The sequence below is a fragment of the Micromonospora sp. NPDC051925 genome, assembly GCF_044548625.1.
Taxonomy (GTDB): domain Bacteria; phylum Actinomycetota; class Actinomycetes; order Mycobacteriales; family Micromonosporaceae; genus Micromonospora.
Map to the genome: position 1 here is coordinate 157,301 of NZ_JBIUCH010000004.1, position 26,074 is coordinate 183,374.

At 73.6% G+C, this 26,074-nt stretch carries 27 protein-coding genes; 12 read left to right on the plus strand and 15 right to left on the minus strand.

The window, feature by feature from the left end:
• Window positions 1-80: 80 nt before the first annotated feature.
• Complete coding sequence (locus ACIG87_RS07125; RefSeq protein ID WP_396849249.1) at window positions 81-1,097, plus strand: LacI family DNA-binding transcriptional regulator; 1,017 nt, start codon at window positions 81-83, stop codon at window positions 1,095-1,097.
• A 91-nt stretch (window positions 1,098-1,188) separates the two neighbouring features.
• Here the strand turns inward: ACIG87_RS07125 and ACIG87_RS07130 are convergent, their stop codons facing one another.
• From ACIG87_RS07130 to ACIG87_RS07165, 8 genes are read right to left on the minus strand one after another with little or no spacing between them, the layout of a single operon-like run.
• Window positions 1,189-1,797 carry a bifunctional 4-hydroxy-2-oxoglutarate aldolase/2-dehydro-3-deoxy-phosphogluconate aldolase gene (locus ACIG87_RS07130; RefSeq protein WP_396848956.1) on the minus strand — a complete coding sequence of 203 codons (609 nt, stop codon included), beginning with the start codon at window positions 1,795-1,797 and terminating at the stop codon, window positions 1,189-1,191.
• Window positions 1,794-2,831, minus strand: a complete 1,038-nt coding sequence (locus tag ACIG87_RS07135; RefSeq protein ID WP_396848958.1) for a sugar kinase — start codon at window positions 2,829-2,831, stop codon at window positions 1,794-1,796. The genes ACIG87_RS07130 and ACIG87_RS07135 overlap by 4 nt, the downstream gene beginning before the upstream one ends.
• Entirely contained in the window at window positions 2,828-3,739 is a 912-nt protein-coding gene (locus ACIG87_RS07140) for a PmoA family protein (protein WP_396848959.1), read from the minus strand. The genes ACIG87_RS07135 and ACIG87_RS07140 overlap by 4 nt, the downstream gene beginning before the upstream one ends.
• Window positions 3,736-4,368, minus strand: coding sequence for a hypothetical protein (locus ACIG87_RS07145; protein WP_396848960.1), 633 nt, complete (start codon window positions 4,366-4,368; stop codon window positions 3,736-3,738). Before ACIG87_RS07145 ends, ACIG87_RS07140 begins: the two co-directional genes overlap by 4 nt.
• On the minus strand, window positions 4,365-5,246 hold the full coding sequence (locus ACIG87_RS07150; protein ID WP_396848961.1) for a carbohydrate ABC transporter permease: 882 nt from the start codon (window positions 5,244-5,246) through the stop codon (window positions 4,365-4,367). The genes ACIG87_RS07145 and ACIG87_RS07150 overlap by 4 nt, the downstream gene beginning before the upstream one ends.
• Entirely contained in the window at window positions 5,246-6,223 is a 978-nt protein-coding gene (locus ACIG87_RS07155; RefSeq protein WP_396848963.1) for a carbohydrate ABC transporter permease, read from the minus strand. Before ACIG87_RS07155 ends, ACIG87_RS07150 begins: the two co-directional genes overlap by 1 nt.
• A 35-nt stretch (window positions 6,224-6,258) precedes the next feature.
• Window positions 6,259-7,599, minus strand: a complete 1,341-nt coding sequence (locus ACIG87_RS07160) for an ABC transporter substrate-binding protein (protein WP_396848965.1) — start codon at window positions 7,597-7,599, stop codon at window positions 6,259-6,261.
• Between the two features lie 17 nt (window positions 7,600-7,616).
• A complete protein-coding gene (locus tag ACIG87_RS07165; protein WP_396848966.1) occupies window positions 7,617-8,735 on the minus strand; it encodes a LacI family DNA-binding transcriptional regulator in 1,119 nt (372 codons plus the stop codon).
• 240 nt (window positions 8,736-8,975) lie between these two features.
• On the opposite strand from ACIG87_RS07165, the gene ACIG87_RS07170 reads away from it, so the two are divergent.
• From ACIG87_RS07170 to ACIG87_RS07195, 6 genes are all read left to right on the plus strand, one after another.
• Window positions 8,976-10,304, plus strand: a complete 1,329-nt coding sequence (locus ACIG87_RS07170) for a Gfo/Idh/MocA family protein (RefSeq protein WP_396848968.1) — start codon at window positions 8,976-8,978, stop codon at window positions 10,302-10,304.
• 39 nt (window positions 10,305-10,343) lie between these two features.
• Window positions 10,344-11,768, plus strand: coding sequence for a glucuronate isomerase (gene uxaC, locus ACIG87_RS07175; RefSeq protein ID WP_396848969.1), 1,425 nt, complete (start codon window positions 10,344-10,346; stop codon window positions 11,766-11,768).
• Window positions 11,765-13,069, plus strand: a complete 1,305-nt coding sequence (locus ACIG87_RS07180) for an enolase C-terminal domain-like protein (protein ID WP_396848971.1) — start codon at window positions 11,765-11,767, stop codon at window positions 13,067-13,069. The genes uxaC and ACIG87_RS07180 overlap by 4 nt, the downstream gene beginning before the upstream one ends.
• Window positions 13,060-14,550: a mannitol dehydrogenase family protein gene (locus ACIG87_RS07185; protein WP_396848973.1), complete on the plus strand. Its 1,491-nt coding sequence runs from the start codon at window positions 13,060-13,062 to the stop codon at window positions 14,548-14,550. The genes ACIG87_RS07180 and ACIG87_RS07185 overlap by 10 nt, the downstream gene beginning before the upstream one ends.
• 148 nt (window positions 14,551-14,698) lie before the next feature.
• Window positions 14,699-15,871 (plus strand): Gfo/Idh/MocA family protein, encoded by a 1,173-nt coding sequence (locus ACIG87_RS07190; protein ID WP_396849251.1) that lies wholly within the window; start codon window positions 14,699-14,701, stop codon window positions 15,869-15,871.
• A 177-nt stretch (window positions 15,872-16,048) separates the two neighbouring features.
• The gene (locus ACIG87_RS07195) at window positions 16,049-17,404 is read left to right on the plus strand and encodes a polysaccharide lyase family 1 protein (protein WP_396848975.1); all 1,356 of its coding nucleotides are present in this window, start codon (window positions 16,049-16,051) and stop codon (window positions 17,402-17,404) included.
• Window positions 17,405-17,469: 65 nt separating this feature from the next.
• Here the strand turns inward: ACIG87_RS07195 and map are convergent, their stop codons facing one another.
• Window positions 17,470-18,240 (minus strand): type I methionyl aminopeptidase, encoded by a 771-nt coding sequence (map, locus tag ACIG87_RS07200; RefSeq protein ID WP_396848976.1) that lies wholly within the window; start codon window positions 18,238-18,240, stop codon window positions 17,470-17,472.
• Between the two features lie 66 nt (window positions 18,241-18,306).
• Between map and ACIG87_RS07205 the strand changes: the two genes are divergently transcribed.
• The 3 genes from ACIG87_RS07205 to ACIG87_RS07215 all read left to right on the plus strand — a co-directional run bounded on the left by ACIG87_RS07205 (window position 18,307) and on the right by ACIG87_RS07215 (window position 20,044).
• On the plus strand, window positions 18,307-18,609 hold the full coding sequence (locus tag ACIG87_RS07205; protein ID WP_396848978.1) for a helix-turn-helix domain-containing protein: 303 nt from the start codon (window positions 18,307-18,309) through the stop codon (window positions 18,607-18,609).
• A gap of 154 nt (window positions 18,610-18,763) precedes the next feature.
• Window positions 18,764-19,267 carry an ATP-binding protein gene (locus ACIG87_RS07210; RefSeq protein ID WP_396848979.1) on the plus strand — a complete coding sequence of 168 codons (504 nt, stop codon included), beginning with the start codon at window positions 18,764-18,766 and terminating at the stop codon, window positions 19,265-19,267.
• 60 nt (window positions 19,268-19,327) lie between these two features.
• Window positions 19,328-20,044, plus strand: a complete 717-nt coding sequence (locus tag ACIG87_RS07215; RefSeq protein ID WP_396848981.1) for an HD domain-containing protein — start codon at window positions 19,328-19,330, stop codon at window positions 20,042-20,044.
• Between the two features lie 125 nt (window positions 20,045-20,169).
• Here ACIG87_RS07215 and ACIG87_RS07220 read toward each other — a convergent pair whose 3' ends face one another.
• The 5 genes from ACIG87_RS07220 to ACIG87_RS07240 form a co-directional block, all read right to left on the minus strand.
• The gene (locus ACIG87_RS07220) at window positions 20,170-20,610 is read right to left on the minus strand and encodes a barstar family protein (RefSeq protein WP_396848983.1); all 441 of its coding nucleotides are present in this window, start codon (window positions 20,608-20,610) and stop codon (window positions 20,170-20,172) included.
• Between the two features lie 59 nt (window positions 20,611-20,669).
• On the minus strand, window positions 20,670-21,113 hold the full coding sequence (locus ACIG87_RS07225) for a ribonuclease domain-containing protein (protein WP_396849252.1): 444 nt from the start codon (window positions 21,111-21,113) through the stop codon (window positions 20,670-20,672).
• 344 nt (window positions 21,114-21,457) lie between these two features.
• Window positions 21,458-22,747 carry a cellulose-binding domain-containing protein gene (locus tag ACIG87_RS07230; RefSeq protein ID WP_396848984.1) on the minus strand — a complete coding sequence of 430 codons (1,290 nt, stop codon included), beginning with the start codon at window positions 22,745-22,747 and terminating at the stop codon, window positions 21,458-21,460.
• 242 nt (window positions 22,748-22,989) lie between these two features.
• Complete coding sequence (locus tag ACIG87_RS07235; protein WP_396848986.1) at window positions 22,990-23,844, minus strand: hypothetical protein; 855 nt, start codon at window positions 23,842-23,844, stop codon at window positions 22,990-22,992.
• 281 nt (window positions 23,845-24,125) lie between these two features.
• Window positions 24,126-24,365: a winged helix-turn-helix domain-containing protein gene (locus ACIG87_RS07240; protein ID WP_396848987.1), complete on the minus strand. Its 240-nt coding sequence runs from the start codon at window positions 24,363-24,365 to the stop codon at window positions 24,126-24,128.
• 367 nt (window positions 24,366-24,732) lie between these two features.
• Here ACIG87_RS07240 and ACIG87_RS07245 point away from each other — a divergent pair, with 367 nt between their 5' ends.
• Both ACIG87_RS07245 and ACIG87_RS07250 read left to right on the plus strand, forming a co-directional pair.
• The gene (locus tag ACIG87_RS07245) at window positions 24,733-24,957 is read left to right on the plus strand and encodes a cell division protein DivIVA (RefSeq protein ID WP_396848989.1); all 225 of its coding nucleotides are present in this window, start codon (window positions 24,733-24,735) and stop codon (window positions 24,955-24,957) included.
• Complete coding sequence (locus ACIG87_RS07250) at window positions 24,954-25,349, plus strand: hypothetical protein (protein WP_396848991.1); 396 nt, start codon at window positions 24,954-24,956, stop codon at window positions 25,347-25,349. Before ACIG87_RS07245 ends, ACIG87_RS07250 begins: the two co-directional genes overlap by 4 nt.
• Before the next feature lie 7 nt (window positions 25,350-25,356).
• Here the strand turns inward: ACIG87_RS07250 and ACIG87_RS07255 are convergent, their stop codons facing one another.
• Window positions 25,357-26,058, minus strand: coding sequence for a VOC family protein (locus ACIG87_RS07255; RefSeq protein ID WP_396848993.1), 702 nt, complete (start codon window positions 26,056-26,058; stop codon window positions 25,357-25,359).
• Window positions 26,059-26,074 lie beyond the last annotated feature (16 nt).

A 26,074-nucleotide genomic window follows, 5' to 3' on the forward strand; every position in this document is an offset into this window, starting at 1 on the left:
AAGGGTCTGTCCCGGCCGTTGCGGTAACCTGTCCGCTACCGCGCGCCCCGGATCGGGGCCGGACACTTCCGGGGGTGCCCATGGCGACGCTGGCCGATGTCGCCCGCCACGCCGGGGTCTCCCCCGCCACCGCCTCCCGGGTGATCAACGGCAGCAGCAAGCCGGTCGCCGACGAGCTGCGCGAACGGGTCCTGCGGGCCGTCGCCGACCTGCGCTACGTGCCGAACGCGCACGCCCAGCTCCTGGCCCGGCCGCAGCGCAGCGTGGTCGGCGTGGTGGTGCACGACGTCTCCGACCCGTACTTCGCGGAGCTGACCCGGGGGTTGCAGCGGGTCGCCACCGACCACGGCCGGCTGGTCATCATCTGCAACAGCTACCGCGACCCGGAACGCGAGCTGGAGTACGTGGAGCTGCTGCGCGCCCAGCAGGTCGCCGCGATCGTGCTGGCCGGCTCCGGCTACCACGATCCCGCCTTCACCGCCCGGCTCGCCGAGAAGCTGGCCGCCTACGAGGCGACCGGCGGCCGGGTGGCGGTGGTCGGCCGACACGAGCACCCCGGCGACGCGGTGATGCCGGCCAACACCGACGGTGGCCGGCTGCTCGGCGCGGAGCTGCTGCGCCAGGGGCACACCCGGATCGGGGTGGTCGCCGGCCCGCAGGTGCTGACCACCATCACCGACCGGCTCGACGGGTTGCGCGCCGCGCTCGCCGACGGCGGCCACCCGCTGCCCGAGGAGCGGATCCGGTACGCCGACTTCGACCGCGACGGTGGCGCCCGCGCCGCCGGTGAGCTGCTCGACGCCCATCCGGGGCTGACCGCCCTGGTGGCGCTGAACGACTCGATGGCCGTCGGCGCGCTGACCCTGCTGCGGGCCCGGGACGTCCCGGTCCCCGGGCAGGTCTCGGTGGTGGGCTTCGACGACATGCCGGTCGCCGCCGACGTGACCCCGGCCCTGACCACCGTCCGGCTGCCGCTGGTGGAGCTGGGCGCGCGGGCGATGACCCTGGCCCTGGGCCCGCCCACCGACCGGTCCCGGGTCGAGGTGTTGCCGGCCACCCTGGTCGTCCGCGACAGCCTCGGCCCCGCCCCGGCCTGACCCGTCGGGCCCGGACCGGCCACGGCAGGATCCGCCGCCGGCCGGTGGGCGCGGTCGGTGGACCGGGTCGGTGGTCGGCACGGACACCGGCTCAGGCCGGGGTGGCGGCCAGCTCGGCGAGCCGGTCGATCTGCCGTGGGTCGGACAGCGCCGAGCCCACCGCCACCACCCGCACCCCGGCGGCGAGGAAGTCGGCGGCGTTGCCCGCGTCGATCCCCCCGGTCGCCACGAACCGCAGCTCCGGCAGCGGGCCGGCGACCGCCGTGAACCACCGGGGGCCGAGGCTGACGGCGGGGAACGCCTTGAGCCAGACCAGCCCGTGGTCGAGCGCCTGCTGCGCCTCGGTGGGGGTGGCCACCCCGGGCAGGTGCGGGATGCCGTAGCTGACCGCCGCGTCGGCCACCGCCAGGTCCAGCCCGGGGGCGACGGTGAAGGCCGCCCCGGCGCTGGCGGCCTGCCGTACCTGGGCGGGGGTACGCACCGTGCCGGCCCCGACCCGTCGGCCCCGCTCCTTGCCGGCCTCCACCACCGCCCGCAGGGCGAGCGTGGCCTCGGGGGTGCGGATCGGCACCTCGACCACGTCGATACCGAGGTCCCAGGCCCGCTCGGCGAGCCGGACGGTCTCCGTCGGTGGCAGGTCACGCAGGATCACCATCACCCGCGCGGTACCGAACAGGGGTGCGAAGTCGTGCACGGTCATCGACCACTCCATCCGGTGTCGGGGGCGGCGAGCAGACCGGCGTCGACCAGGTCCAGTCTCGCCCACTCCTGCGCCGGCAGCGCGAGGAGCCGATCGGCCAGCGCCCGCTGCGGCGGCGGTGCGGTGTCCCCGGCCACGGTCAGGGTGGGCGCCGCGCAGAGGTGCCCGAGCCGCAGGCAGTGGTGCAGGTCGAGGCCGCGCAGCAGACCCGACAGACAGCCGGCGGCGAAGGCGTCGCCGGCCCCGACCGGCTCGTGCACCCGCACCCGCAGCGCGGGGACGAACACGGCCGGTCCGGTGCGGGGCAGCGCGGTCGCGCCGACGTCGGCGTCCTTGACCACCACCAGATCCGGACCGGGCAGCAGGTCACGCACGGCGGTCGGGTCGGTGACGCCCCACAGGGTGTGGGCCTCGTCCAGCCCGACGAGGACCACGTCGGCGGCGTCGGCGAGCCGGCGCAGCACCGGCGCGGCGGCCTCGGCCGACCACAGCCGGGCCCGGTGGTTGACGTCGAAGGAGACCCGGGCGGCGGGCAGCGGCCGGTCGGTGACCGCCCGCCGCACCAGGGCCGCACAGGACGGCGAGAGGGCGGCGGTCACCCCGGACAGGTGCAGCAGCCGGACCCCGGCCAGCCCCGGGTCGTCCAGGACCCCCGGGCCGAGCCGGGCAGCCGCCGAGCCGGACCGGTAGTAGTGCACGGCGGTCCCGCCGGGCGTCGGGTCCTTGAGGTAGACGCCGGTCGGCGCGGCCGGGTCGACGGTGACCAGGCTGGTGTCCACCCCGGTGGCGACGACGTGCCGCCGCACCCGCCGGCCGAACGGGTCGTCGCCGACCCGGCTGACCCAGGCGGTCCGGTGCCCGAGCGCGGCGAGCGCGGAGGCCACGTTGGACTCCGCGCCGCCGACCGAGACACCCAACCGGTCGGCCAGCTCCAGCGGCCCGGTCGGGTCCGGGCTGAGCACCACCATCGACTCGCCGACGGTGGCCACCTCCGGGCCGGCCGACGCCTCGGGGGCGGGCGGGTCGGCGGTCACACCGGCTCCGCGGCGGCGAGCAGCGCGGTCACGCCGGCCCGGTCGCGCACCCCGTCGGCGATTAACACCCGGTGCCGGCCGGTGCGCCGGCCCCCGGCGGGCACCACGGCCGGCCGGTCGAAGGCGAAGGCCACGCAGACGCCCGGGTACATCGCGGTCCGCACGAACCACCGGTCGCCGAGCCCGAGCCCGGTGAAGACCAGGGTGTACGCCCCACCGCCCGGCGCGACACCGGTCAACGCGACCCAACGGGCGGCGCTGCCGTTGGCCGCCTGCTCGCCGTCGGCGTCGACGGTGAACGTGGCCGGCTCACCGTCGGCGACCGCCCGCCAGAAGAACCCGCCGTAGCCGGCCCCGCCGGGTCGACCGTTGGTGGCCGGACTGCCCAGGTGGACGTCCCGCTGCGCCGGGGCGGTGAGGGTGTAGTCGACGTCGAGGGCCCAGGCGTCCGAGGTCACCGGGGTCGCGACGAGCCGCCGGTGCTCGGTGAGCAGCACCCCGCCGTCGCGGTCGCGCCACTGCAACGCGTGCGCCAACCGGTCCGGGGCACGGTCGCGCCACTGCGTGTGCGCGATCACGCCGTGGTCGTCGCGCCAGGTGTACCCGGTGTCCCGGACGTACGTCCGGCCGCCCCACAGGTTGGTGCCGTCGACGTCCTGCACGGCCAGCGACGCCCCGAGGTGCCAGACGTGGTCGGCGGGCAGGGCGTCGGTGACCGGGGTGCCGGCCAGCGTACGCACCGGGTGCAGGTAGGGCCGGGGACCGTGCCGGGGGGCCAGGTCGGGGCACACCACGTACCGGGCCACCTCGATGTCGCCGACGTGCAGCCGGGGATCGTCGTCGCCGGAGGCGACCGGCACCGGGTCGGGGCCGGGCCGGGCCGGGGTCAGGGGCGGGTGACCGGTCACGGTGACTCCATCCGGACGACGGGCCGGCGGGCGGCGACGGCGTGCAGGGCGGCCAGCGCGTAGCCGGCCAGGATCGGCACCGCCACCGGGGTGACAAGTATCCCCAACAGACCGGCGACGGCGCACACCCCGCCGGCCGCCGCCCAGGTCCCCGGCCGGGCCAGGCCGGTCCGGGCGGCGGCGCGGGCCGCGTCCCGCCAGCCCCGCCCGCCGGTACGGCCGATCGCGACCACGGTCAGCCCGGCGTACCCGGCCAGGGCGGCGGTGACCACGGCGGTGCCGGCCAGGGCGGCCCCGCCACCGGGCACCCGGCCGGTGGCCAGCGCGACCAGGTCGACGCCGAGCGCGACGGCGACGGCCGCCCCGACGGCGCTGGCGGCCAGGCCGGCCGGCAGCGCCCGACCGAACCGGGCCAGCGTGGTACGCAGGTCCGGCCAGCCGCCGAGGGTCAGCCGGTCGTGCACGGCGGCGCTGGCGGTGGCGAGGGCCGGCGCGGCGGTGAGCACCGGCAGTGCGGCCAGCACCAGCGCGAACCCGAGCAGCGCCAGGTCGGTGGCGTCGCGCAGGGTGTCCCGCCAGTCCCGACGGGTCCGCTCGGCGGTCGGCTCCGCCACCTCGGGGGCGGTCATCCCTTCAACCCGCTGGTGTTGATGCCCTCGACCAGCATCCGCTGGAAGGCCAGGAAGAACAGGAAGACCGGCAGCAGGGACAGCACCGACATGGCGAACATCGGGCCGACCGCGCTCTGGCTGGTGGAGTCGATGAACAGGGTCAGCGCCACCGGCACCGTGTAGTCGTCCAGGCTGGACAGGAAGACCAGTTGCCGGAAGAAGTCGTTCCAGGTCCAGATGAACGAGAAGATCGCGGTGGTGACCAGCGCCGGCCGGCTCAGCGGCAGGATGATGTGCCGGAAGATGCCGTACGGGCTGGCGCCGTCGATCTTGGCGGCCTCGTCCAGCTCGCGCGGGATGCCCCGCATGAACTGCACCATCAGGAACACGAAGAACGCCTCGGTGGCCAGGAACTGCGGGATGAGCAGCGGCAGGTAGGGCCATTCCCCGCCGACCAGGCCCAGGCTGCGGAACAGGATGTACTGCGGCACGATCAGCACGTGGCCGGGGAGCAGCAGGGTGCCGATCATGACGGCGAACCAGACCCCGCGCAGCCGGAACCGCAGCCGGGCGAAGGCGTACGCGGCGAGCAGGCAGGAGACCGCGTTGCCGACCACGGTCAGCAGGCTGACCATCGCGCTGTTGAGGAAGAACGTGCCGAAGCTGATGTCGAAGTTGCCCCAGCCGTCGGTGAAGTTGCCCGGGGTGAACGTCTCGGGCAGCAGGCCGACGTTGTTGACGATCTCCTCCTGGGACTTGACCGAGGTGCCCAGCATCCACAGCAGCGGGTAGAGCACCACTGCCACGATCACGACCAGGACGAGCAGCCGTACCGCCTGCCGGCCGCCCGACCGGCGGGCACCCGCTCGACGCGCCGTCGAGGTCACCGCCACCATCACTTCTCCCCGTCGGAGTAGTGCACCCAGAACCGCCCGGTGCTGAAGAAGATCGCGGTGATCAGACCGATCGCGATCAGGAACACCCAGGCCATCGCGGAGGCGTAGCCCATCTCCAGGTCGGTGAAGCCGGAGATGTAGAGCTTCAGGGTGTACATCAGGGTGGAGTCGACCGGCCCGCCGGTGCCGTTGCTGAGCACGAAGGCGGCGGTGAAGCCCTGGAAGCCGTTGATGGTCTCCAGCACCAGGTTGAAGAAGATGACCGGGGAGAGCATCGGCAGGGTGACGTGCCAGAACTGCGACCAGCGGCCGGCCCCATCGACGGAGGCGGCCTCGTACAGCTCGGTGGGGACCTGCTTCAGCCCGGCCAGGAAGATCACCATGGGGGCGCCGAACTGCCAGATGGCCAGCACCATCAGGGTCTGTAGCGCCCAGTCCGGGTCGTTGACCCAGGGCAGCCCCTCGATGCCGAACAACGCGAGGAACGAGTTGAACGCGCCGTCCCGGTTGAACATGTTGACCCAGACGATGGCCAGCGCGACGCTGCCGCCGAGCAGCGACGGCAGGTAGAACAGCGCCCGGAACAGGCCCACGCCCCGCCACGCCTTGTTGAGCAGCAGCGCCACGCCGAGCGCGGCGGCCAGCTTCAGCGGCACGGCCACCAGGGCGAAGGTCAACGTCACCCGGACCGCGTGCCAGTACGACGGGTCGGCGGTGAACATCCGCTCGTAGTTGGCCAGCCCGACCCACTCCACCTCGGACAGCGGGGTGAGGATGTCGTAGTTGGTGAAGCTCAGCCAGAGTGAGAGCAGCATGGGGATCGCCGTGACGCCCATCAGTCCGATGAGCCAGGGCGAGAGGAATACGTAACCCGCCAGACCTTCGGCGTGCCGGTCCCGCCCGGCCCGACGCCGGTTGGCGTGGGGTCGGGCGGAACCGGTGCGTCCGGTCCGGCCGGGCACCGTGGTGAGGGCCACCGGGCCGGCTCCTTTCGTCGACCGCGCGGGGTCGGTCAGGCGATCGCGGACTTGCAGGCGGCGAGGAACTGTTCCGCCGCCGCAGCCGGGGTGGCCCGCTTGTACTGGACGTTCTCGGCGGCCTTGATCAGCTCGGACTTGACCTTGCTGTGCCCCTTGATCGGCACCTGCGGCGACGGGCCGAACTTCTGGGCCAGGTCGGACTCGACCTGGATGGACTGCTTCATCGCCGGGTCGGTCACCGTCTCGCTGACCCTGGCCCGCAGGTCCATGTTCGACGGCAGGCCCCGGTCGGTGCCGAGCAGCGCCACCGCCTCCGGGTCGTTGGCCAGGAAGTTGATCACGTCGACCGCGACGTCGCGGTGCTTGCTGCTCTTGAACACCGACCAGTACATCGACGCGCGGGCCCACTGGGCGCTCGGGTCACCCGGGTAGGCGACGACCCCCAGCTCGTCCTTGGTGTTCTTCTTCAGGTCCGGCAGCTGGTTGACCCAGACCCAGGAGGTGGCGGCCTTGCCGGTGACCACCAACTGCTTGGTGATGTCGCTGGAGTTGCCCTCGTGGATCACGTCCGCGGTGGGGGTGGCCCCCCGGTCCCGGGCGCCCTTCCACAACTCGAACCACCTGGTCACGTCCTCGGCGGTGAAGCCCAGGTCCTTGCCGTTGTAGAGGTCCTTGCCCTGCTGGCGCAGCCAGACCCAGAACGCCTTGTAGTCGGCGCTCGGGTCCTGGGTGCCGGGCACCTTGGTCTTCCTGGCCACCTGCTCGGCCCAGGCGACGTGCTCCTCCCAGCTCTGGCCGGTGGTCGGCTCGGGCAGGCCGTGCGCGGTCAGCAGGGTCTTGTTGTAGACCAGTCCCTGGGTGTTCTCGCCGGAGGCCACCCCGGCCAGCTTGCCGTCGACGACGCCGTACTCCAGCAGGCTCTTGGGGAACTTCGACACGTCGAGCTTGCCGTTGTCCTGGTAGCTCTTGAGGTCGAGCACGGTGCTGCGGCCGGCGTACTCGGACAGGTAGTTGTCGTCGATCTGGAACAGGTCCGGCGGGTTGCCGCCGGCGGTGAGGGTGGCCAGCTTGTCGAAGTAGCCCTGGTTGGCCTGCCAGGTCTTCTCGAACGTCACGTTCGGGTGCTTCTTGGTATAGAGGGCGAGGGCCTCGTCGGTGAGCTTGGCCCGCGCGTCACCGCCCCACCAGAAGATGGAGAGCTTGACCTGGCCGTCGTCACCGGCGGAGTCGTCGCCGCAGGCCGCCGCGCCGAAGATCAGCGGTACGGCGACGGCGGCGGCGACCAGGCCGCGCAGGAATCGACGGCGGGGGGCGGGGGTACGGTGGGACGGTTCGGCCGGCGTGCCGGCGGTGGGGGACGTTGCGGGGTGCATGCGCTCACTCCTTGGCGTTAGGAGGCGACGACGCCACCGGTGGTCACGGTCGGGCCGCCCGGGTCCGCAAGGCGATGCGGGCCCGGGCCATCCGGAACGGAGCCGGGACGTGATCGACCGGGCACGGGCCCGGTCGAGTCGCGAATGACCAGTTCGGTCTGGAGCATTACCTGTGCGGTGGTACGACGGTCGCCGACGGCCGCTGCCCGTCCCCCGCCCCGCGGGCGGGGTTCGGCGTCGTGTTGCAGCAGCATGTCGACGGCCGTCCGGCCGGCGGCCGCGGTCGGCGTGGCCACCGTCGTCAACTTGGGACGGGTGAGCCGGCTCAGCGCGATGTCGTCGACCCCGACGACACTGACGTCCTGCGGCACCCGGACGCCGAGCTGGTCGAGCCCCTCGATCAGCCCGATCGCCATCAGGTCGTTGTAGGCGAGCACGGCGGTGACGCCACTGCGGCGCACCTGGTCGGCCTGCGCGCTGCCGCCGGTCTCGGTGGGCGGGTTGGGTCCGAGCACGGTCAACTCGGCCCCGCCGGACCGGGCGGCGGCCCCGGCCGCCCGGCGCATCTCCCGGTTGGTCCAGGAACCACGTGGCCCGCCGAGCAGGGCGAGCTGCCGGTGGCCGAGGCCGAGCAGGTGCTCGATCGCGGCGCGGGCCCCCTGGCCGACGTCCATCATCACGCAGGGCAGGCCGGTCACCTGGCGGTTTATCACCACCACCGGGACCTCCCGGCTGACCTGCTCGATCAGGCTGTTGCTCATCCGGGGGCTGCACAGCAGCACCCCGTCCACCTGCTTGGCCAGCGCGTGGACCAGCTCCTCCTCGGCGGCCGGGTCCTCGTTGGTGTCGGCCACGAAGACGTGGTAGTCGCGGTGCCGGGCCTGCCCCTCGGCCGCCTTGATCAGCGGCGGGAAGAACGGGTTGGCGATGTCGGCGATGATCAGGCCGATGTTGTGCGTCCGGCCGGTGATCAGGGCGCGGGCGGCCCGGTTGGGTCGGTAGCCCAGGTTCTCGGCGCAGGCCAGCACCCGGACCCGGGTCTCCGGGTTGACCAGGTGCGGTGCCGAGAAGGTCCGGGACACCGTGGAGATGTGCACGCCCGAGGCCCGCGCGACGTCGCGGATGGTGGCTGGCACGGGCGACCCTCTCGTCGATGGTGTGGTTGAGGTCACGTGGGTGTCGCCAATTAATGCAAACGGTTGCTCCACTGTCAACGGGACTTTGTTACGGATCGATTGCGGGCCCGCTCCCACCATGCCCCCTTAAGCGCATGAAACGGCATCTATGCCACGGGATTGGCATCGATCGTTGACGTGGTCTTCAGCGACATGGTTTCTTCACTGCAAACCTTTGCAGCGAGCGGGAGGTTCCACCCGATGTCACCACCAGCCGCGCACCGCCGGCGTCACGCCCTGGTCGGCACCGGGGCGCGTGCCGAGATGTTCGTCCGCGCCCTGGTCACCGAACACGCCGACACCGCCGAGCTGGTCGCCTTCGCCGACGTGAACCAGACCCGGATGGACGCGCACAACCGGTGGCTGGCCGAGCTGGGCCACCCCGCCGTGCCGACCTACCGGGCCGACGACTTCGCCACCATGCTGGACAAGGAACGGGTCGACGTGGTGCTGGTGACCAGCGTCGACGTCACCCACGACGAGTACGTCGTGGCGGCCCTGCGGGCCGGCTGCGACGTGGTCACCGAGAAGCCGATGACCATCGACGCGGCCCGCTGCCGGCGCATCCTCGACGCGGTCACCGAGACCGGGCGGCAGGTCACCGTCGCCTTCAACTACCGCTACAACCCGTTGCACGAGCAGGTCCGGCGGCTGCTCGCCGACGGCGCGGTCGGCGAGATCGGCTCGGTGCACTTCGAGTGGCTGCTCGACGTGCGGCACGGCGCGGACTACTTCCGCCGCTGGCACCGGGACAAGGCCAGCTCCGGCGGGCTGATGGTGCACAAGGCCAGCCACCACTTCGACCTGGTCAACTGGTGGCTCGACGCCACCCCGGTCGAGGTGTACGCGGCCGGACGGCTGTTCTTCTACGGCGACGACGGCCGCCGGCACGGCTACGCCCGCGACTACGACCGGGCACACGACGCCCCCGCCGCCGCCGACGACCCGTTCGCCCTGCGCCTGGCCGACCACCCCCGGCTGCGCGAGCTGTACCTCGACGCCGAGGCCGAGGACGGCTACCACCGCGACCGCAACGTCTTCGCCCCCGGGGTGAGCATCGAGGACGACATGGCGGTGCTGGCCCGCTACTCCACCGGCGCGACGATGACCTACCACCTGACCGCGTACGCGCCCTGGGAGGGCTACCGGGTGATGGTCAACGGCAGCCGGGGCCGGCTCGAACTGGAGGTCACCGAGAGCGACTTCGTCAGCCCGGCCGCCGCCGGGGCGCTCAAGGGCGCCGCCCTGCACGGTGCCGAGGCCGCCGCCGAACACGGCGAGGCCACCCTCACCCTGCGTCCGTTCTGGCAGCCGCCCGTCCGGATACCGGTCGAGGGCTACACCCGGCAGGGCCACGGCGGCGCGGACGCCCGGATGACCCGGGTGATCTTCGGCGGCGAGCCGGACCCGCTGGGCCGGGCCGCCACTGCCCACGACGGGGCGCTCGCCCTGCTCACCGGGCTGGCCGCCAACCGTTCCTTCGACACCGGTGACCCGGTCCGCGTCGCCGACCTGCTCACCCTGCCCTGACCCGCCGACCCGTCGCCCGCACCCGAGGAGTCCCCCGACGTGCCGACCACCCCTGACCTGCTCCTGCCGACCGACCCGGGCGTCCGGGCCATCGCCCGCGAGCTGTACGCCCTGGCCGGGCCGCAGCCGATCATCTCGCCGCACGGGCACGTCGACCCGGCGCTACTGGCCGAGGACCGCCCCTTCCCGGACCCGGCCCGGCTGCTCATCGTGCCCGACCACTACCTCACCCGGATGCTGCTCAGCCAGGGCGTACCCCCGGCGGAGCTGGGCGTGCCCAGCGTCGACGGCAGCCCGGTGGAGACCGACGGGCGGACGATCTGGCGGCGCTTCGCCGCGCACTGGCACCTGTTCCGGGGCACCCCGTCCCGGCTGTGGCTGGAGCGCACCTTCAGCGAGGTGTTCGGGGTGGACACCGCACTGTCCCCCACCACCGCCGACGCCGTCTACGACGAGCTGGCCGCCCGGCTGGCCGAGCCGGAGTTCCGGCCCCGGGCGTTGTTCGAGCGGTTCCGGATCGAGGTGCTGGCCACCACCGAGTCGCCCCTGGACGACCTGGGCCGGCACGCCAAGCTCGCCGCCGACGGCTGGGGCGGGCCGGGCGGCCGGGTGGTCACCACGTTCCGCCCGGACAACGTCGTCGACATGGAGTTCGACGGCTGGCGGGACAACGTGGCCCGGCTGGGCGAGGTGGCCGGCGTGGACACCGGGACGTACACCGGCTATCTGGACGCGCTGCGGGCCCGGCGGGCGGCGTTCATCGCGGCCGGCGCCACCTCCTCCGACCACGGCCACCCCACCGCCCGGACCCTGGTGCTGCCCGCCGACGAGGCGGCGAAGCTCTACGACAAGGGCCGGTGGGGGCTGGCCGACGCCGCCGACGCCGAGGCGTTCCGGGCGCACATGCTGGTGGAGTTCGCCCGGATGTCGCTCGACGACGGCCTGGTGCTGCAACTGCACCCCGGCGCGGTCCGCAACCACAACCGCTGGCTGTACGGCGCCCACGGCCGCGACGTCGGCGGGGACGTCCCGCACGCCACCGAGTACGTGCACGCGCTGGCCCCGCTGCTCGACGCGCACGGCAACGACCCGCGGCTGCGGGTGGTGCTCTACACCCTCGACGAGTACACCTTCACCCGGGAGCTGGCCCCGCTGGCCGGCGGTTACGCCGCGCTCTACCTCGGCGCGCCCTGGTGGTTCCTGGACTCGCCGGAGGTGCTGCGCCGGTTCCGCGAGGCGGTCACCGAGTCCGCCGGGTTCTACAACACCGCCGGGTTCGTCGACGACACCCGCGCGTTCTGCTCCATCCCGGTCCGCCACGACGTGGCCCGCCGGATCGACGCCGGGTTCCTGGCCCGCCTCGTCGCCGAGCACCGGCTGACCGAGGACGAGGCCGCCGAGACGGTCGTCGACCTGGCGTACCGGCTGCCGAAGAAGGTCTTCAAGTTCGGAGAGTCCGCATGAGCACCAGGATCACCGACGTCGAGGTGCACGACGTCCGGTTCCCCACCGCGGCGGCCGGCGACGGCTCCGACGCGATCAACCGGGGCGACTACTCGGCCAGCTACGTCGAGCTGCGCACCGACACCGGCCCGACCGGCGCCGGGTTCACCTTCACCAACGGCCGGGGCAACGAGCTGACCTGTGCCGCGATCGAGGCCCTGGCGCACCACGTGCGGGGCCGGACGGTGGCCGAGATCGCCGCCGAGCCGGTGGCGTTCTGGCGCTCGCTCACCGCCGACGTGCAGCTGCGCTGGCTGGGCCCGGAGAAGGGGGTCATCCACATGGCCGCCGGCGCGCTGGTCAACGCGGTCTGGGACCTGCGGGCCAAGCTGGCCGGCAAGCCGATGTGGCGGTACCTGGCCGAGCTGTCCACCGAGGAACTGGTCGCCAACGTCGACTTCCACCACATCACCGACGCGCTCACCCCCGACGAGGCCGCCGCCATCCTCGACAAAGGTCTGACCGGAGCGGCCGAACGGCTCGCGGCCCTGGAACAGGACGGTTTCCCGTCATACACCACGTCGGTCGGATGGTTGGGGTATCCGGACGAGAAGGTGCGGGCGCTGACCCGCGAGGCGTACGCCCGGGGGTGGCGGGCGATGAAGATGAAGGTCGGCGGCCCGCCCGCCGACGACCTGCGCCGGGCCCGGCTCATCCGGGCCGAGATCGGCCCGGACGCGCTGCTGATGATGGACGCCAACCAGGTCTGGGACGTCGACGAGGCGATCACCAACATGGCCGCGCTGGCCGAGGTCGACCCGTACTGGATCGAGGAGCCGACGCACGCCGACGACATCCTCGGCCACGCCCGGATCGCCCGCGCGGTCACCGGGCTGACCGGCGGCCGGTGCCGGGTCGCCACCGGTGAGGTGGCCGCCAACCGGGTCATCTTCAAGCAGCTGCTCCAGGCCGAGGCGATCGGCGTGATGCAGATCGACGCCTGCCGGGTCGGCGGGGTCAACGAGGTGCTGTCGGAGATCCTGATGGCGGCGAAGTTCGGGGTGCCGATCTGCCCGCACGCCGGCGGCGTCGGCCTCTGCGAGTACGTGCAGCACCTGGCGATCTTCGACTACCTGCGGGTCGGCACCAGCCTGGACGGACGGATGGTCGAGTACGTCGACCACCTGCACGAGCACTTCGTCGACCCGGTCCGGACCCGGGGCGGCCGGTACCTGCTGCCCACCGCCCCCGGCTACAGCAGCACCCTGCGCCCGGAGTCGATCGCCCGGTTCCGCTTCCCGGACGGCCCGGCATGGCGGTGAGCGTGGGCACCGACCGGCTGGGCCTGGCCACCCTGCGCCGGCTGCCCGAGCAGAGCCGACCGCTGGTCCGGCCGGGCACCGTGCCGGCCGGCATCGTCCACCTGGGACTGGGCGCGTTCCACCGGGCCCACCAGGCGGTCTACACCGAGGCGGCGATCGGCGCGGCCGGCGGCGACTGGGGCATCGTCGGCGTCGCCCCGCGCAGCACCGCCCTGGTCGAGGCCCTGGCCGCGCAGGACGCGCTGTTCAGCGTCAGCACGCTGGCCGCCGACCGGTCCGAGACCCGGGTGATCGGCGCGCTGGCCGGCGTACGGCACGCGGCCAGCGATCCGGCGGCGGTGGTGGCGCTGCTCGCCGACCCGGCGATCCGGGTGGTGACGCTGACGGTGACCGAGAAGGCGTACCAACTGGACCCGGTCTCCGGAGGGCTGCGGGCCGACGAGGAGCTGACCCTCGACCTGACCACCGACCGGCCACCGGTCACCGTGCCCGGTCTGCTGGTGCGCGGGCTGCTCGCCCGTACCGCCGCGCAGGCGGGGCCGATCGCGCTGGTCAGCTGCGACAACCTGCCGGCGAACGGGCGTCGGCTGCGCGGCCTGGTGCAGCAGTCGCTGACCCTGGCCGGGGTGCCCGACGCCGTCCTGGACTCGCTCGCCGCCCAGGTGAGCTTCCCCGGCACGATGGTGGACCGGATCGTCCCGGCCAGCACCGCCGAGACGCTGGCTGCCGCCCGCGCCGCGCTCGGGGTGGCCGACCTGGCGGCGGTGGCCGCCGAGCCGTACACCCAGTGGGTGGTGGAGGACGACTTCCCCGGCGGCCGGCCGCAGTGGGAGCGGGCCGGCGCGGTGCTCACCACCGACGCCGGGCCGTGGGAGCGGTTGAAGTTGCGCGGCCTCAACGGGGTGCACTCGGCGGTGGCGTACCTGGGGGCGGTGGCCGGTTGCGAGACGATCGCCGACACGCTGGCGCTGCCGGGCCTGACCGACGTGCTGCGCCGGCTCGTCGCCGAGGACGTGGCCGCCAGCTTCACCCCGCCCGACGGCGTACGGGTCACCGAGTACGGCGACCAGGCGCTGGCCCGCTTCGCCAACCCGGCGATCCGGCACCGCACCCTCCAAGTGGCGATGGACGGTTCGCAGAAGCTGCCGCAACGGGTCCTGCACACCGCCGTCGACCTGCGCGCGCAGGGCCGGTCGGCGTACTGGGCGGCGCTGGTCGTGGCGGCCTGGCTGCGGTTCCTCGACGGGCGGGCCGACGACGGCACGGCGCTGCCGCTGGACGACCCGCTGGCCGACCGGCTCACCGCCGCCCTCGCCAGCGCCGGGGACACCCCCGCCGGCACGGTGCAGGCGCTGTTCGCCCTGCCGGAGGTCTTCCCGACCGCGCTCGCCGACGACGACGGGTTCCGTACCGACGTCGCCGGCTGGCTCGCCGCGCTGCGTACCCACGGAGTGCTGGCGACCCTGGCAGGTGCGGCGTGACCGCCCCGGTAGGGCCGATCCTGGCGGGTGCCGCGTGACCGCCCCGGTGCCGCCGGCCGCCGTCGGTGGGCTGCCCGCCCAAGGCGCACCGCCCGCCCACCGCGCCGCCGGGACACCGCCGGGCGCACCGGCCGGGACCGGCGTCGCCGTGCCGCGGGTGGCGATCGTCGGGGCGAACGGGCACGGCCGTTGGCACCGGCGGACCGTCGCCCCGCTGCACGCGGCAGGGCGGCTGCGGCTGGTGGCGCTGGTCGACCTCGCGCCGATCTCCGACGAGCCGGCCGCCCCGGTCCCGCCGAAGGTCACCGTGCACACCGACCACCGGGAGATGCTCGCCGCCGCCCGGCCGGACGTGGTGATCATCTGTACCCCGCCGCACACCCACCTGCCGATCGCCCTGGACGTCCTCGCCACCGGCGCGGACCTGCTGCTGGAGAAGCCGCCGGTGCTGTCCACCGCCGAGCACCGGACGCTGGCCGGGGCACTGGCCGCGACCGGCCGGGCCTGCCAGGTCGGCTTCCAGGCGCTCGGGTCGGCGGCATTGGCCGAACTGTCGGCCGCCATCGGGCAGGGCCGGCTGGGCACCGTCACCGGGATCGGCACGGTCGCCGCCTGGCAGCGACCGGACGGCTACTACGCCCGCTCCCCGTGGGCCGGCCGGCGCACCCTGCACGGCCGGCCGGTGCTGGACGGGGCGCTGGCCAACCCGCTCGCGCACGCGGTGATGCAGTGCCTGGCGGTGGCCGAGACGGTGACCCGCGCACCGGTCCGGCCGTCCCGGATCGAACTGGAGCGCTACCGGGTCCGCCCGATCGAGGTGGACGACACCGCCACCCTGCGGATCGTCACCCCCGACGGGCCGCCGATCGTGGCGGCGGTGACGCTGGCCGGGGAGGACTTCGTCGCCGGGGAGGTGATCGTGACCGGCACCGCCGGACGGGCGGTGCTGGAGTACCCGACCGACCGGCTGCTGCTGCCCGGCGACCCGGAACCCCGGGTGGTGCCGGGGCGGCGGGGGCTGCTGGAGAACCTGCTCGCGCACCGCGCCGACCCGGCCGGGGAGCCGCTGATCGCGCCGCTGGCGCGGACCGCGCCGTTCACCGCCGTGCTGGAGGAGGTGCGGCAGGCCCCCGAGCCGACCCTGCTCGACGGCGACCTGGTCACGGTGACGGGCAGCGGGCCGGAGCGGGTGGTGACCGTGCCCGGGGTCAACGCGGCGCTGCGGCGGGCCGCCGAGCAGGGGGCGCTGCTGTCGGAGCTGGCGGTGCCGTGGGCGGTGCCGCCGGTGCGTACGGAACTGGCCACATCCGGGGACGGCTGACCGGGGCGGCACCGGCCCACGGCTCAGCGGCAGCGGCTCACGGGGGGCGGCCCCGGCACCGGCCCACGGCTCGGCGGTAGCGGCTCACGGGGCGGCCCCCGGCGCAGCAGGGCGGCCCGGTCGTCGGCAGACCGGGCGGCACCACCGCACCATCCACCACACCCTCCGGAGAGACACATGCGTCCACGAACCAGCGGGGCGGCCCTGATCGCCCTCACCCTCCTGCTGACCTCGGGCACGGCGGCGTACGCCGCGCCCGGCCACCCCACCGACGGGCCTTCCCGGGCCGCCGAGCGGCTCGCCCGGCAGACCCTGCCGGCCGACGACGGCTGGGCCGCCGAGGGCCCCGGCACCACCGGCGGCGCGGCGGCCGGCCCCGACCAGGTCCACCTGGTCCGCAGCCGGGCCGACCTGGTCCGCGCGCTGGGCGGCGACAACGCCACCAACCGCACCAACGCGACCCCGAAGGTGATCGTCGTCGACGGCGTCGTCGACGGATTCGAGGCCGACGACGGCAGTCTGCGCAGCTGCGCCGACCTGGCCGACCCGGAGTACTCGCTGCCGGCCTACCTGGCCGCGTACGACCCGGCGGTGTGGGGCATGGTGCCGCCGACCGGGGCGTTGGAGGCCGCCCGGGTCCGCTCGGTGGCCAACCAGACGAAGCAGACCCAGATCAACGTCGGCCCCAACACCACCATCGTCGGCCTGCGCGGGGCCACCCTCACCGGGCTGACCCTGATGCTCGACGGGGCCAGCAACTCCATCGTCCGCAACCTGACCTTCGACGACGCTCGGGACTGCTTCCCGGCCTGGTCCCCCACCGACGGCGCGACCGGCAACTGGAACTCCCAGTACGACCAGGTCTCGGTGCGCCGCAGCGAGCACGTCTGGGTCGACCACAACACCTTCACCGACGGCGACAACCCGGACAGCGGCCAGCCGGTGCACTTCGGCCGGCCGTACCAGGTGCACGACGGCTCACTGGACATCACCCACACCGCCAGCCTGGTGACCGCCTCGTACAACCGGTTCGTGGGGCGGGACAAACTGATGCTGATCGGCTCGTCCAACACGGTCGGGCCGGACGTCGGCCGGTTGAAGGTGACGGTGCACCACAATCTCTTCGACCGGGTCCTCCAGCGGCTGCCCCGGGTCCGGTTCGGTCAGGTCGACGTCTACAACAACTGGTACCGGCTGGCCGGCGACGGCTTCGAGTACGCCGTCGGTGTCGGCGTGCAGTCCGCCGCGTACGTGGAGAACAACTACTTCACCCTCGGCGTCGGCATCGCTTCCGGTGACCTGCTGTACGACTGGGGCGGTACCGCCGTCACCACCCGGGGCAACTGGGTGCGCGCCGACGGCGCGCTGCCCCGCCCGGTCGACCTGGTGGCCGCCTACAACGCGACCCACGACCCGGACCTGGCCGCCGACGCCGGCTGGACGCCGACCCTGCGGGCGCAGCCGGCGTCGCCCGCGCCGCTGGTCCCGCTCGTGGTCGGCGGGCTCGCCGGAGCCGGACGGCTGCCGCTGTGACCCCTGCGGTCGGGCCGCGCCGCCGGGCGCGGCCCGACCGGTCGTCGGACGCCTTGCGGTGGCGTCTACCTCGGCAGGGTGAGCACCTCGGCGCCGTCGTGGGTGACGGCGATCGTGTGCTCGCTGTGCGCCGTCCGGCAGCCGGTCGCGCTGCGCAGCGTCCAGCCGTCGGCGTCGGTGACCAGTTCGGCGGTGTCCGCCATGACCCACGGCTCCAGGGCCAGCAGCAGCCCGGGGCGCAGCCGGTAGCCGCGACCGGGCCGGCCCGTGTTGGACACGTGCGGGTCCTGGTGCATCGTCGATCCGACGCCGTGACCGCCGAACTCGGTGTTGATCGGGTATCCCGCCGCGCTGAGGACCGCGCCGATGGCGTGCGAGATGTCACCGACGCGGGCTCCGGGGCCGGCCGCAGCGATCCCCGCGCTCAGCGCGCGCTCGGTGGCGTCGATCAGCGCGAGGCTCTCCGGGGGCCGGACGTCGCCCACGACGAAGCTGATGGCCGAGTCGGCGACCACTCCGCCCAGGGAGACCGCGAGGTCGAGGCTCAGCAGGTCACCCTCGGCGAGCGGGTAGTCGTACGGCAGTCCGTGGAGCACCGCGTCGTTGACCGACGTGCAGATGTAGTGGCCGAACGGTCCGCGTCCGAAGGACGGCTCGTAGTCGACGTAGCAGGACTGCGCCCCGGCCTCGATGATCATCCGGTGCGCCCACTCGTCGATCTCCAGGAGGTTCGTGCCGACCACGCTGCGGCCCTTCAGCGTGCGCAGGATGTCGGCGACCAGGGCACCGGTGTCCCGGGCTCGCAGCAGGTCGGTGGGGTTCAGGATCTCGATCATGCAGCGCCTTCCTCGGACCACCAATAAGTATCCCGGCCATATTATCCCGGTACTAGAATCGGAGCCATGGTCAGGTTGCCACTCACTCCGGCAGAGGTCGAACGCGGACAGCGCCTCGGCGCCCTCCTGCGCCGCGCCCGGGGGCAGCGTTCGATGCTCGGCACCGCGCTGGCCGCGGGGCTCTCGCCGGAGACCCTTCGGAAGATCGAGTCCGGCCGGGTGGCCACCCCCGCCTTCCCGACCATCGCGGTCCTCGCCGACGTCCTCGGCCTCTCCCTCGATGCGGTCTGGTCGGAGATCAGCCAGTCCGACGGCGGGATCGACCTCGCCGGCTCGGCACCCGCCCCCGGCGAACGGCTGGCCTCGTAGACCCCGCCACCACCCCGGTGGGCCGACCTCGCCGCCCGGCGGGCCGACCGCCCCGGGGTCGACGCCCGGCGGCGGGCCCCGGCAGGGACAATGACCCGCGGGTGACGGCCGGGGCCCGGCCCCGGCGACGAGGACCAGCGGAAGGTGGACGCGGGTGACGGGTGGACGCGAGGCCGACGCGGGCTTCCCCGACCCGGTGACCGTACTCCCGCCGGCAGGCGACCCGACCAGCGTGGCGACGCCGGTCGGGTTCGCGGTCCGGTACGCGCCAGGTGCGTTCCGCGCCGTGCTCGCCGCCGACCCGGCGCAGCTCTCCCCCGCCCGGGAGGCGCTGCGGGCGTGGCTGGTCGGGCTCGGGGTGGGCGAGGAGGTCGTGGAGGTGGTGCTGATCGCCGTCGGTGAGGCGTGCGCCAACGCCATCGAGCACGGCTACCGGTTCGCGTCCCTGGCGACCGTCACGGTGCAGGCCCGACTGCACGCCGACCGGCTGGAGATCGAGGTGTCCGACACCGGCGGCTGGCGGGAGGCCCCCTCGGACGGGTGGGACCGGGGCCGGGGGCGGTTGATCATGGCGCGACTGATGGACGAGGCACGGATCGACGGCACTCCCGACGGGACGACGGTACGGCTGGTCAAGCGCCTCACCGGCAACAGTTGACCCGGTCACATGCCCGACGGCGGGCTCGGGCGGGCAGTGAAGATCAGCTATAAGTAGGCGATGGAGTTCCCGCCGTACCTCGCCACCATGCCGATGCACGCGATCACCGAGCTGCACGGCGAACCGGGTCTGCTGGCCCGATTCCGGCTGGAGCTGCCGGTCTTCGCGGCGGCCGACCGGGACCGGCTGACCGCCGCCCTGGAGCTGGCCGCCGAGTTGCACCGGGACGACCGCCGCTCACGGGAGCCGTACCTCAATCACCTGTTGCGGGTGACGATCCGGATGATGCACCACTACCAGGTGCGCGACGCCGACGTGATCGTCGCGGGCCTGCTGCACGACGCGGTGGAGGACCACCCCGGGGAGTTGGCCGGCGCGGAGGCCGCCGACCCGACGGCGGCGGCGCTGGCCACGCTGGCCGACCGGTTCGGGGCGCGGGTGGCCCGGTTGGTCGCCGCGGTCACCAATCCGGTGTACGACCCGGACCGGGATCCGCACGTGCAGTACCGGGAGCACGTCGCGGCCAGCCTGGACCGGGAGCCGTGGGCCCGGGTCATCAAGGTCTCCGACTTCACCGACAACGGGGTGGGGGTGGTCTACTCCGTCGGGCCCAAGGTGGCCCGCTCGGCGGCGAAGTACCGGCCCCTGGTGCCGGTCTTCCGGGAGCTGATCGCCCGGCCGGACACCCCGCTGTCGGCACCGGTGAAGCGGCACATCTTCGCCCAGCTCGACCTGGCCGAGGAACGTTTCAGCGCGATCCTCGACCAGCCCAACTGACCCCCGCCACCCCGCCCGCGCCGCCGGACCGCCCGGCTCAGCACACCGCGCCGCCAGGTGGGCTCGACGCACCGTGCGCCGCCAGGTGGGACGGCGCGACGGACCGTGCCGCCGGCCCGCCCGGCTCAGCGCACCGCGCCGCCCGGCGGGACGGCCACCCCGCCGCCGCCGAGGACGGCGGAGAGCCGGTGCCGCAGGGCGGGCAGTCGTTGCGGGGTGTCCCGCAGCACCAGCCGGACCGGTTCCCGGGCACCGGCCGACACCCCGCCGACCACGTCGAGCAGGGTGCCGAGCTGGCCGGGCAGCTCGTCGGCCAGCAACAGACCGGCGTCGGTCACCTCCAGGGTGAGCGGCCCGGCGTCGAGCCGATCGGCCAGTACGTCGGCGAGCGCATCCCAGTTGCCGCCGAAGTGTCCGGGCAGGTCGAGGGCGTCGGTAAGGGTGTCGAACAGCGCCCGTCGGGTACGGGCCGCCGCCCCGGCCACGGTGACCACCGCCGTCGGTTGCCCCGACGGCTGCGCCTCGTCGGTCACCCGCAGCCACCCCGGCTGACGCTGTCCGGTCATCGTGCATCCTCCTGCTCGGCGGGCGGGCCGGCGGACCGGCCCGCCCCGGTGGTCCTCGGTCAGATCCGGTAGAAGTTGCTGTAGTGGTCGGGCGAGAACCAGGTCGCCCCGGTGCTCTTGTTCACCACGATGCGGTACGCGTCCCGTGCCGCGCCGGAGACCCGCGGGTAGACGTCGTACTCGTAGTAGGTGGCGTTGGTGGGGAGCTGCCCCTCGTAGTTGTAGAACTGGCCACCGGCGAAGTTCGACAGCCCGCCGCTCCAGCTGTACCAGCCCCGGCTGGTCGGGAAGCTCTTGGCCGACCAGCCGGAGCGGGCGGTCCGGGCGTCCGCGCAGCGGGACATCGTGCAGGAGCCGTAGACCGCCGCCGACGCGGAGTCGGTCAGCCTAGGGGCCACCACGGACGGCCCGACCAGCACCGCCGCGACCATGGCGGTCAGCAGCGCGAGCGTGCCCAGCAGGCGGCGCGGTCGGGTGACAGGGGCGGCGAGGCTCGGGCCGATGACAGGGGCGGCGGCGAGGCTCGCGTCGGCGGCAGCGGCGGCGGGGCTCGCGCCGATGGCGGGGGTGGTCGGGGTGACAGGGTTCGCGGGAGTGCTCAACAGGTCCTCCGGGTCGCGGGGGCCGACAGGAATGCATCGATCAGGATGGTTATCCCGATCAGCCACATTCTGGCGGGAAACGACCCCCACCGACCAGAGGTCAGCCTGACAACCGTGGATGAACGCACCATGATCGGCGCGCCACCGCCGGCTGAATGCTCACCGCGGGCGCGGTACCGCAGCGCCCTGTGCCACGACCGGTCCGGGACCGGGCGACCCCGTCGGCCACCCGGTCCCGGGGCCGCTCAGCAGCCGATCCGGCTGGCGCCCAGGGCGACGTCGTCGTACCAGAGGGTGTCCGCGCCCTCGCCGTAGCTCTCCCAACCCAGCTTCAGGTCGGTCAGCCGGGGACGCCAGGTGCGGTTGTACCACTGCCCGTCGATGTCGTGGGTGGCCACCCCGTCGGCGGTCAGCCCGGTGACGGCGACGCCGTCGAGCCAGGTACGCAGCTGCCCCTGCGCGCCGTCGACCATGAACTCCAGGCAGGTCCAGCGGCCGGTGGGCAGCGGCACGCTCAACGCCACCCCGGCCGGGCTCTGCTCGGGCAGGGTCGCGTCGTCGGAGGCCCGGTTCCACTGCAACGCGCCGTTCTGGCCGCCCATCCGCAGGTCACGGTTGCCGTCGGCGGAGTCGGTCATGGCCGTCATCGTGACGTGCTGGGTCGGCAGCGCGGTGGTGTGGCGTACCCAGATCCGGCCGTACCGCACGGTGCCCACGGCGCTGAGGTCCTTGTTGGACCGGACGAAGACGTGGTTGCAGTAGCCTGCTGCGCCGTCGATGCGCAGGGAACGGCTGCCGCTGTGCGTGGTCGCCGTGTCCACCGAGGCCCGACCCGCTCCGGAGCAGTCCGGGTTGACCACGCTCCAGTCGCCGGCCGGCGTCCCACCGGTCTGGTTCTCGAAGCCGTCACAGAGCACCGCACCGGCACACCCGACCGGCGGGTTCGTGGTGGGCGGCGGGGTCGTGGGTGGAGGCGTGGTGGGCGGCGGGGTGGTGGGCGGAGGCGTGGTCGGCGGTGGGGTCGTCGGGGGCGGGGTGGTCGGCGGCGGCGTCGTGGGCGGCGGGGTCGTGGGCGGCGGGGTCGTGGGCGGCGGGGTCGTGGGCGGCGGGGTGGTCGGCGGCGGAGCGCCGTTGCACGGTACGCCGTTAAGCGTGAACCCGGTCGGCGCGGCGGCACCGGAGGTGCTGGTGCCCTGGACGCCGAACTCGGTGGAGCCACCGGCCGGGACGCTGCCGTTCCAGGCGGCGTTGCTTGCGGTGACCGTCGTGCCGGCCTGACTGACCTGGGCGTTCCAGCCACCGGTGAGCCGCTGGCCACCCGGGTAGGACCAGGTGACGGTCCAGCTGGTGAGGGCGGTGTCACCCGGGGAGACCCGGATGTTGGCGGTGAACCCACCGGTCCACTCGTTGGGCTGGTAGTCGATCCGGCAGCCCTGGGCGGCCGAGGCGGTACCGGCGAGCAGGGTGGTGACGGCCGCCGCCAACGTGGCGGTGGCGGCCACGGCGGCGGTGATACGGGTACGGGAAATCCTCACAGGGGTCCTTCCGGCTGGCCGTCGGTGACGTACCGACGGCGCGGGAGCATCGACATCGCTCGCGCGCCGACGTGCCTGCACAGCACGTGGACAACAGCCCGGCTCGGGCCAACAGCCGCCTGGCAACACGGCGGCACCCGGACCCAATGTAGTGATGGTTGCCTATGGAAACAAGTGCCGTCGCCGCAGCATGATCCTGCCGTACGGTCGGCCCGCGATCGGGCCGACCACACGATGTCGGGTCAGCGGGTGGTGGAGAGGCTGGCGCAGTCGGTCTCGTCGGGCAGCAGCGGCCGGAGGGTGACCGACCAGCGCTTCCCGCCGGACGTCCACGGGGTTGCCGTGTTGGCCTTGCCGGCGGCGTCGAGCACCTGCTGCACGGCGGCACCGGTGACCGTCACGCAGCCCAGGTCGAGACCCTCGCCGAGGCTGGTGCCGGGCAGCGCCGGGCCGGGCCAGGCCACCCTGGCCTGCTTCGCCGTCTCGGGGGTGGCGACCCAGGGCCGGGCCACCGCCGCGATCGCGGTCGGCTGGTACGGCTGGGTCGCCGCGCCCGCCGGGTCGGTCAGCTTGTCGGCGAAGGCGCGCAGCTTGTCCCGGGCGGCCTGCTGCGCGGCGGTCAACCCCGCCTGCGGGCCGGTCGCCTCGCCCAGGGCGTAGACCTCCAACTGCTCGGTGCCGACCGGGCCACGGATGGTGAACCGGGTGGTGGCCACATCCGTGATCGACGGGGTGCCCACGTCGACCGCGCTGCCCACCCCGGCCGCGCGGGCCTGCTCGACCAGCTTCGTCACCTCGGCGGCGCTGATCGTCCGGACCTGGATATTGGGCAGCGCCGGGCCGGGATACATGAGCGTGGTCGGCCCCGGGGTGATCACCCGGCCGTCGCCGTAGACGCTGACCCCGGGCAGGCGGGTGACCGTCGTCTCCGGCGTCACGAAGCCACCCGTGTAGTCGATCCGGAGCACCGGCACGTCGTCGCCATAAGTAGGAGCGGCACCATCCGCCGCACCGGCCGCGTCGCCCTGCCGAGCGCAGGCGGCCGTCAGCAGGAGCAGCGGAACGACCGCCACCCACAAGCCTCGAAAACTAGTCATACCGCTTGGACGCACCCAGAACCCCGACGGCTCCCACCATTTTCCCCAGCACCCCACCCAAATCCGCCTCACGTCATCCCCCACCCCCGTGATCAAGAGCTTTACGTCAGCACCACCGCCCCCAATGACACAAACCTCTTGATCACCAAACACACGGGCGCACCATCGAGCGCCGACCCCGGTGATCAAGAGGTTTACGTCAGGGTCACGGCCCCGGATGACGCAAACTTCTTGATCACCGAGCGCACCTCGCATCATCGGGCGTGCATCAGGCTTCAGGTTCAGGGCTCGCGCATCCAGAGGTTCGGGTCGGTGACGAAGACGCCCTTGCCCTGGTGTCGACGGATGACGCGTAACGCCTCCAGCCGCACGTAGACCATCTGGATCGTCGACGTGCCGACCTCATAGTCGGCAGCCATCTGCGCGATCGACGGCAGCTTGTCCCCGGGCATGAGCTTCCTGGCCCGCACCCCGGCGACGATGTCGTCAGCGATACGGATGTAGTCCGGCGTTGTAGGCATGGCGCTCCTTGCGTGGCACGCCAATTCGATCACGAACCGCCCGCAGGCGACAACAATCAGTGGTTGACTTAAACGACTAAGCCGTTAGTGTTGAGCGCGAGCTGCTCCTCGCGTGGCAACGAGAACGGCTCACCCCCTGGTCGGGGCGGGTGTGTGTGCCCGTCCCGACCCGTCCGGCCGCTCTGCCGTCGTACCGCCGAATGGGGCTGCGACCGCCGAGCCGGCGGGCCGTCCGCAGCCGGCGGCGGACGGCCCGCTTCCAGACCCACCGAGGGACCTCCCCCGCTCTCCCCCAGCATCGGAAAGGACCCCAGTGACCCAGGTGTATCGAGGTGGCCAGCCCTACGGGACCGGCCGCCCGGCCCTCATGACCCCCCACGAGGTACGCACCCACGAGTTTCCGCCGCGTCGGCGCGGCCTCGACCCCCTTCTGGTACGCCAGTTCCAGGCCCGGCTGGCCGACGAACTCGCCGCGCTGCACCAGGAGATGCGTGCCCTCGCCGAGGAGAACGACCGGATCACCCGGGCGCTGCGCGACTGGCAGGCCCGACACGCCCGACAGTGCCGGCCGGCGAACGGCGGTCGCTGGTGAACGAACGGCCCCGCCCCGGTGACCTGCTGATCGTCGACGGGGCAGCCTCGGTGCAGTTCGCCGGGGAGCGGGCCCTCCGGTTGCGGGTGGTGTCGGTGGGCGAGGCGGTGCCGTACTCCAACTGGCTCTGGCTGACCGGGTACGTCATCGACCGCCACGGCCGGGCCACCGCCAGGCGGGAGGTCTACGTCCAACTCGCCGGCCTGCGCCGCGCCGCCTCGCCGCCACCGGCCCAGATCGACCGACGCGCCGCCTCGCCGCCACCGGCCCAGGCCGATCGACGTCCCGCCTCGCCGCCACCGGCCCAGGCCGATCGACGTCCCGCCGGCCCGCCGTCCACCAGCAGCCGCTCCACCGACCGGCCGGCCAGGTCGGACGGGGTTCGTCGGTGAAGCCGGGTCAGGCTTCCGGCGGGTCCTCGACGGTCTGCCGGTCCGGCTGCCCCTGGCGGGCGCGCAGGAACGGGCCGAGCCCCGTCCCGTCCTCGGTGGCCAGGAACGCGCCCCGCGCGGTGAGCAGCGTCTCGTCGGCGTGCGCCATGCAGCCCCACACCGTGTCGCCCCACGAGTCGGCGAGCTTGACCTCCGCCGGCTCCGGGCAGGACTCGCCGCGCGGGCCGCCGATCTGGCAGCGGGCGGGTGCGCCGCCGCGCCGGCCGACCGCCTCGGCGGCCTCCCGGATCAGCGAGAACCGCACCTCACCGCCCGCGTCCGGGTCGCGCGCCTGCTGCGGTACGGCCTGCCGCCGCCCGAAGGCGACCATGTTGCCGTCGGGGTCGGTGACCCGGTACTCGCCGCCGGGGGCGTGCTCCGGGTAGCCGGCCTTCTCGACCGGGTGCCCGGCGGCGGTGAGACGTTCGGCGGTCGCCGTCAGGTCGTCCACGTACAGGTAGATCAGCAGGGGCAGTTCGACGGTGACCAGGCGGGGGGTGACCGCCGCCAGCAGCAGGGTCAACTCCCCGCACCGCAGGTACGACCAGTGCGATCCACCGTCGCCCCCGGCGCGGATCTCGGTGTAGCCGAAGGTCTCGTAGAACCGTCGGGCCGCGTCGGCGTCCGCCACGTACAGCACCGGAACCTGGGCCCGCACACCACTTTGCACCGCGTCACTCTAGCCA

Excerpts from the sequence above, each read along its gene's own strand:
- ACIG87_RS07125 (WP_396849249.1), top strand. The coding sequence starts at position 81 with ATGGCGACGCTGGCCGATGTCGCCCGCCACGCCGGGGTCTCCCCCGCC.
- ACIG87_RS07130 (WP_396848956.1), bottom strand. The coding sequence starts at position 1,797 with ATGACCGTGCACGACTTCGCACCCCTGTTCGGTACCGCGCGGGTGATG.
- ACIG87_RS07145 (WP_396848960.1), bottom strand. The coding sequence starts at position 4,368 with ATGACCGCCCCCGAGGTGGCGGAGCCGACCGCCGAGCGGACCCGTCGG.
- ACIG87_RS07150 (WP_396848961.1), bottom strand. The coding sequence starts at position 5,246 with ATGGTGGCGGTGACCTCGACGGCGCGTCGAGCGGGTGCCCGCCGGTCG.
- ACIG87_RS07160 (WP_396848965.1), bottom strand. The coding sequence starts at position 7,599 with ATGCACCCCGCAACGTCCCCCACCGCCGGCACGCCGGCCGAACCGTCC.
- ACIG87_RS07170 (WP_396848968.1), top strand. The coding sequence starts at position 8,976 with ATGTCACCACCAGCCGCGCACCGCCGGCGTCACGCCCTGGTCGGCACC.
- ACIG87_RS07180 (WP_396848971.1), top strand. The coding sequence starts at position 11,765 with ATGAGCACCAGGATCACCGACGTCGAGGTGCACGACGTCCGGTTCCCC.
- ACIG87_RS07185 (WP_396848973.1), top strand. The coding sequence starts at position 13,060 with ATGGCGGTGAGCGTGGGCACCGACCGGCTGGGCCTGGCCACCCTGCGC.
- ACIG87_RS07195 (WP_396848975.1), top strand. The coding sequence starts at position 16,049 with ATGCGTCCACGAACCAGCGGGGCGGCCCTGATCGCCCTCACCCTCCTG.
- map (WP_396848976.1), bottom strand. The coding sequence starts at position 18,240 with ATGATCGAGATCCTGAACCCCACCGACCTGCTGCGAGCCCGGGACACC.
- ACIG87_RS07205 (WP_396848978.1), top strand. The coding sequence starts at position 18,307 with ATGGTCAGGTTGCCACTCACTCCGGCAGAGGTCGAACGCGGACAGCGC.
- ACIG87_RS07215 (WP_396848981.1), top strand. The coding sequence starts at position 19,328 with ATGGAGTTCCCGCCGTACCTCGCCACCATGCCGATGCACGCGATCACC.
- ACIG87_RS07220 (WP_396848983.1), bottom strand. The coding sequence starts at position 20,610 with ATGACCGGACAGCGTCAGCCGGGGTGGCTGCGGGTGACCGACGAGGCG.
- ACIG87_RS07235 (WP_396848986.1), bottom strand. The coding sequence starts at position 23,844 with ATGACTAGTTTTCGAGGCTTGTGGGTGGCGGTCGTTCCGCTGCTCCTG.
- ACIG87_RS07240 (WP_396848987.1), bottom strand. The coding sequence starts at position 24,365 with ATGCCTACAACGCCGGACTACATCCGTATCGCTGACGACATCGTCGCC.
- ACIG87_RS07245 (WP_396848989.1), top strand. The coding sequence starts at position 24,733 with ATGACCCCCCACGAGGTACGCACCCACGAGTTTCCGCCGCGTCGGCGC.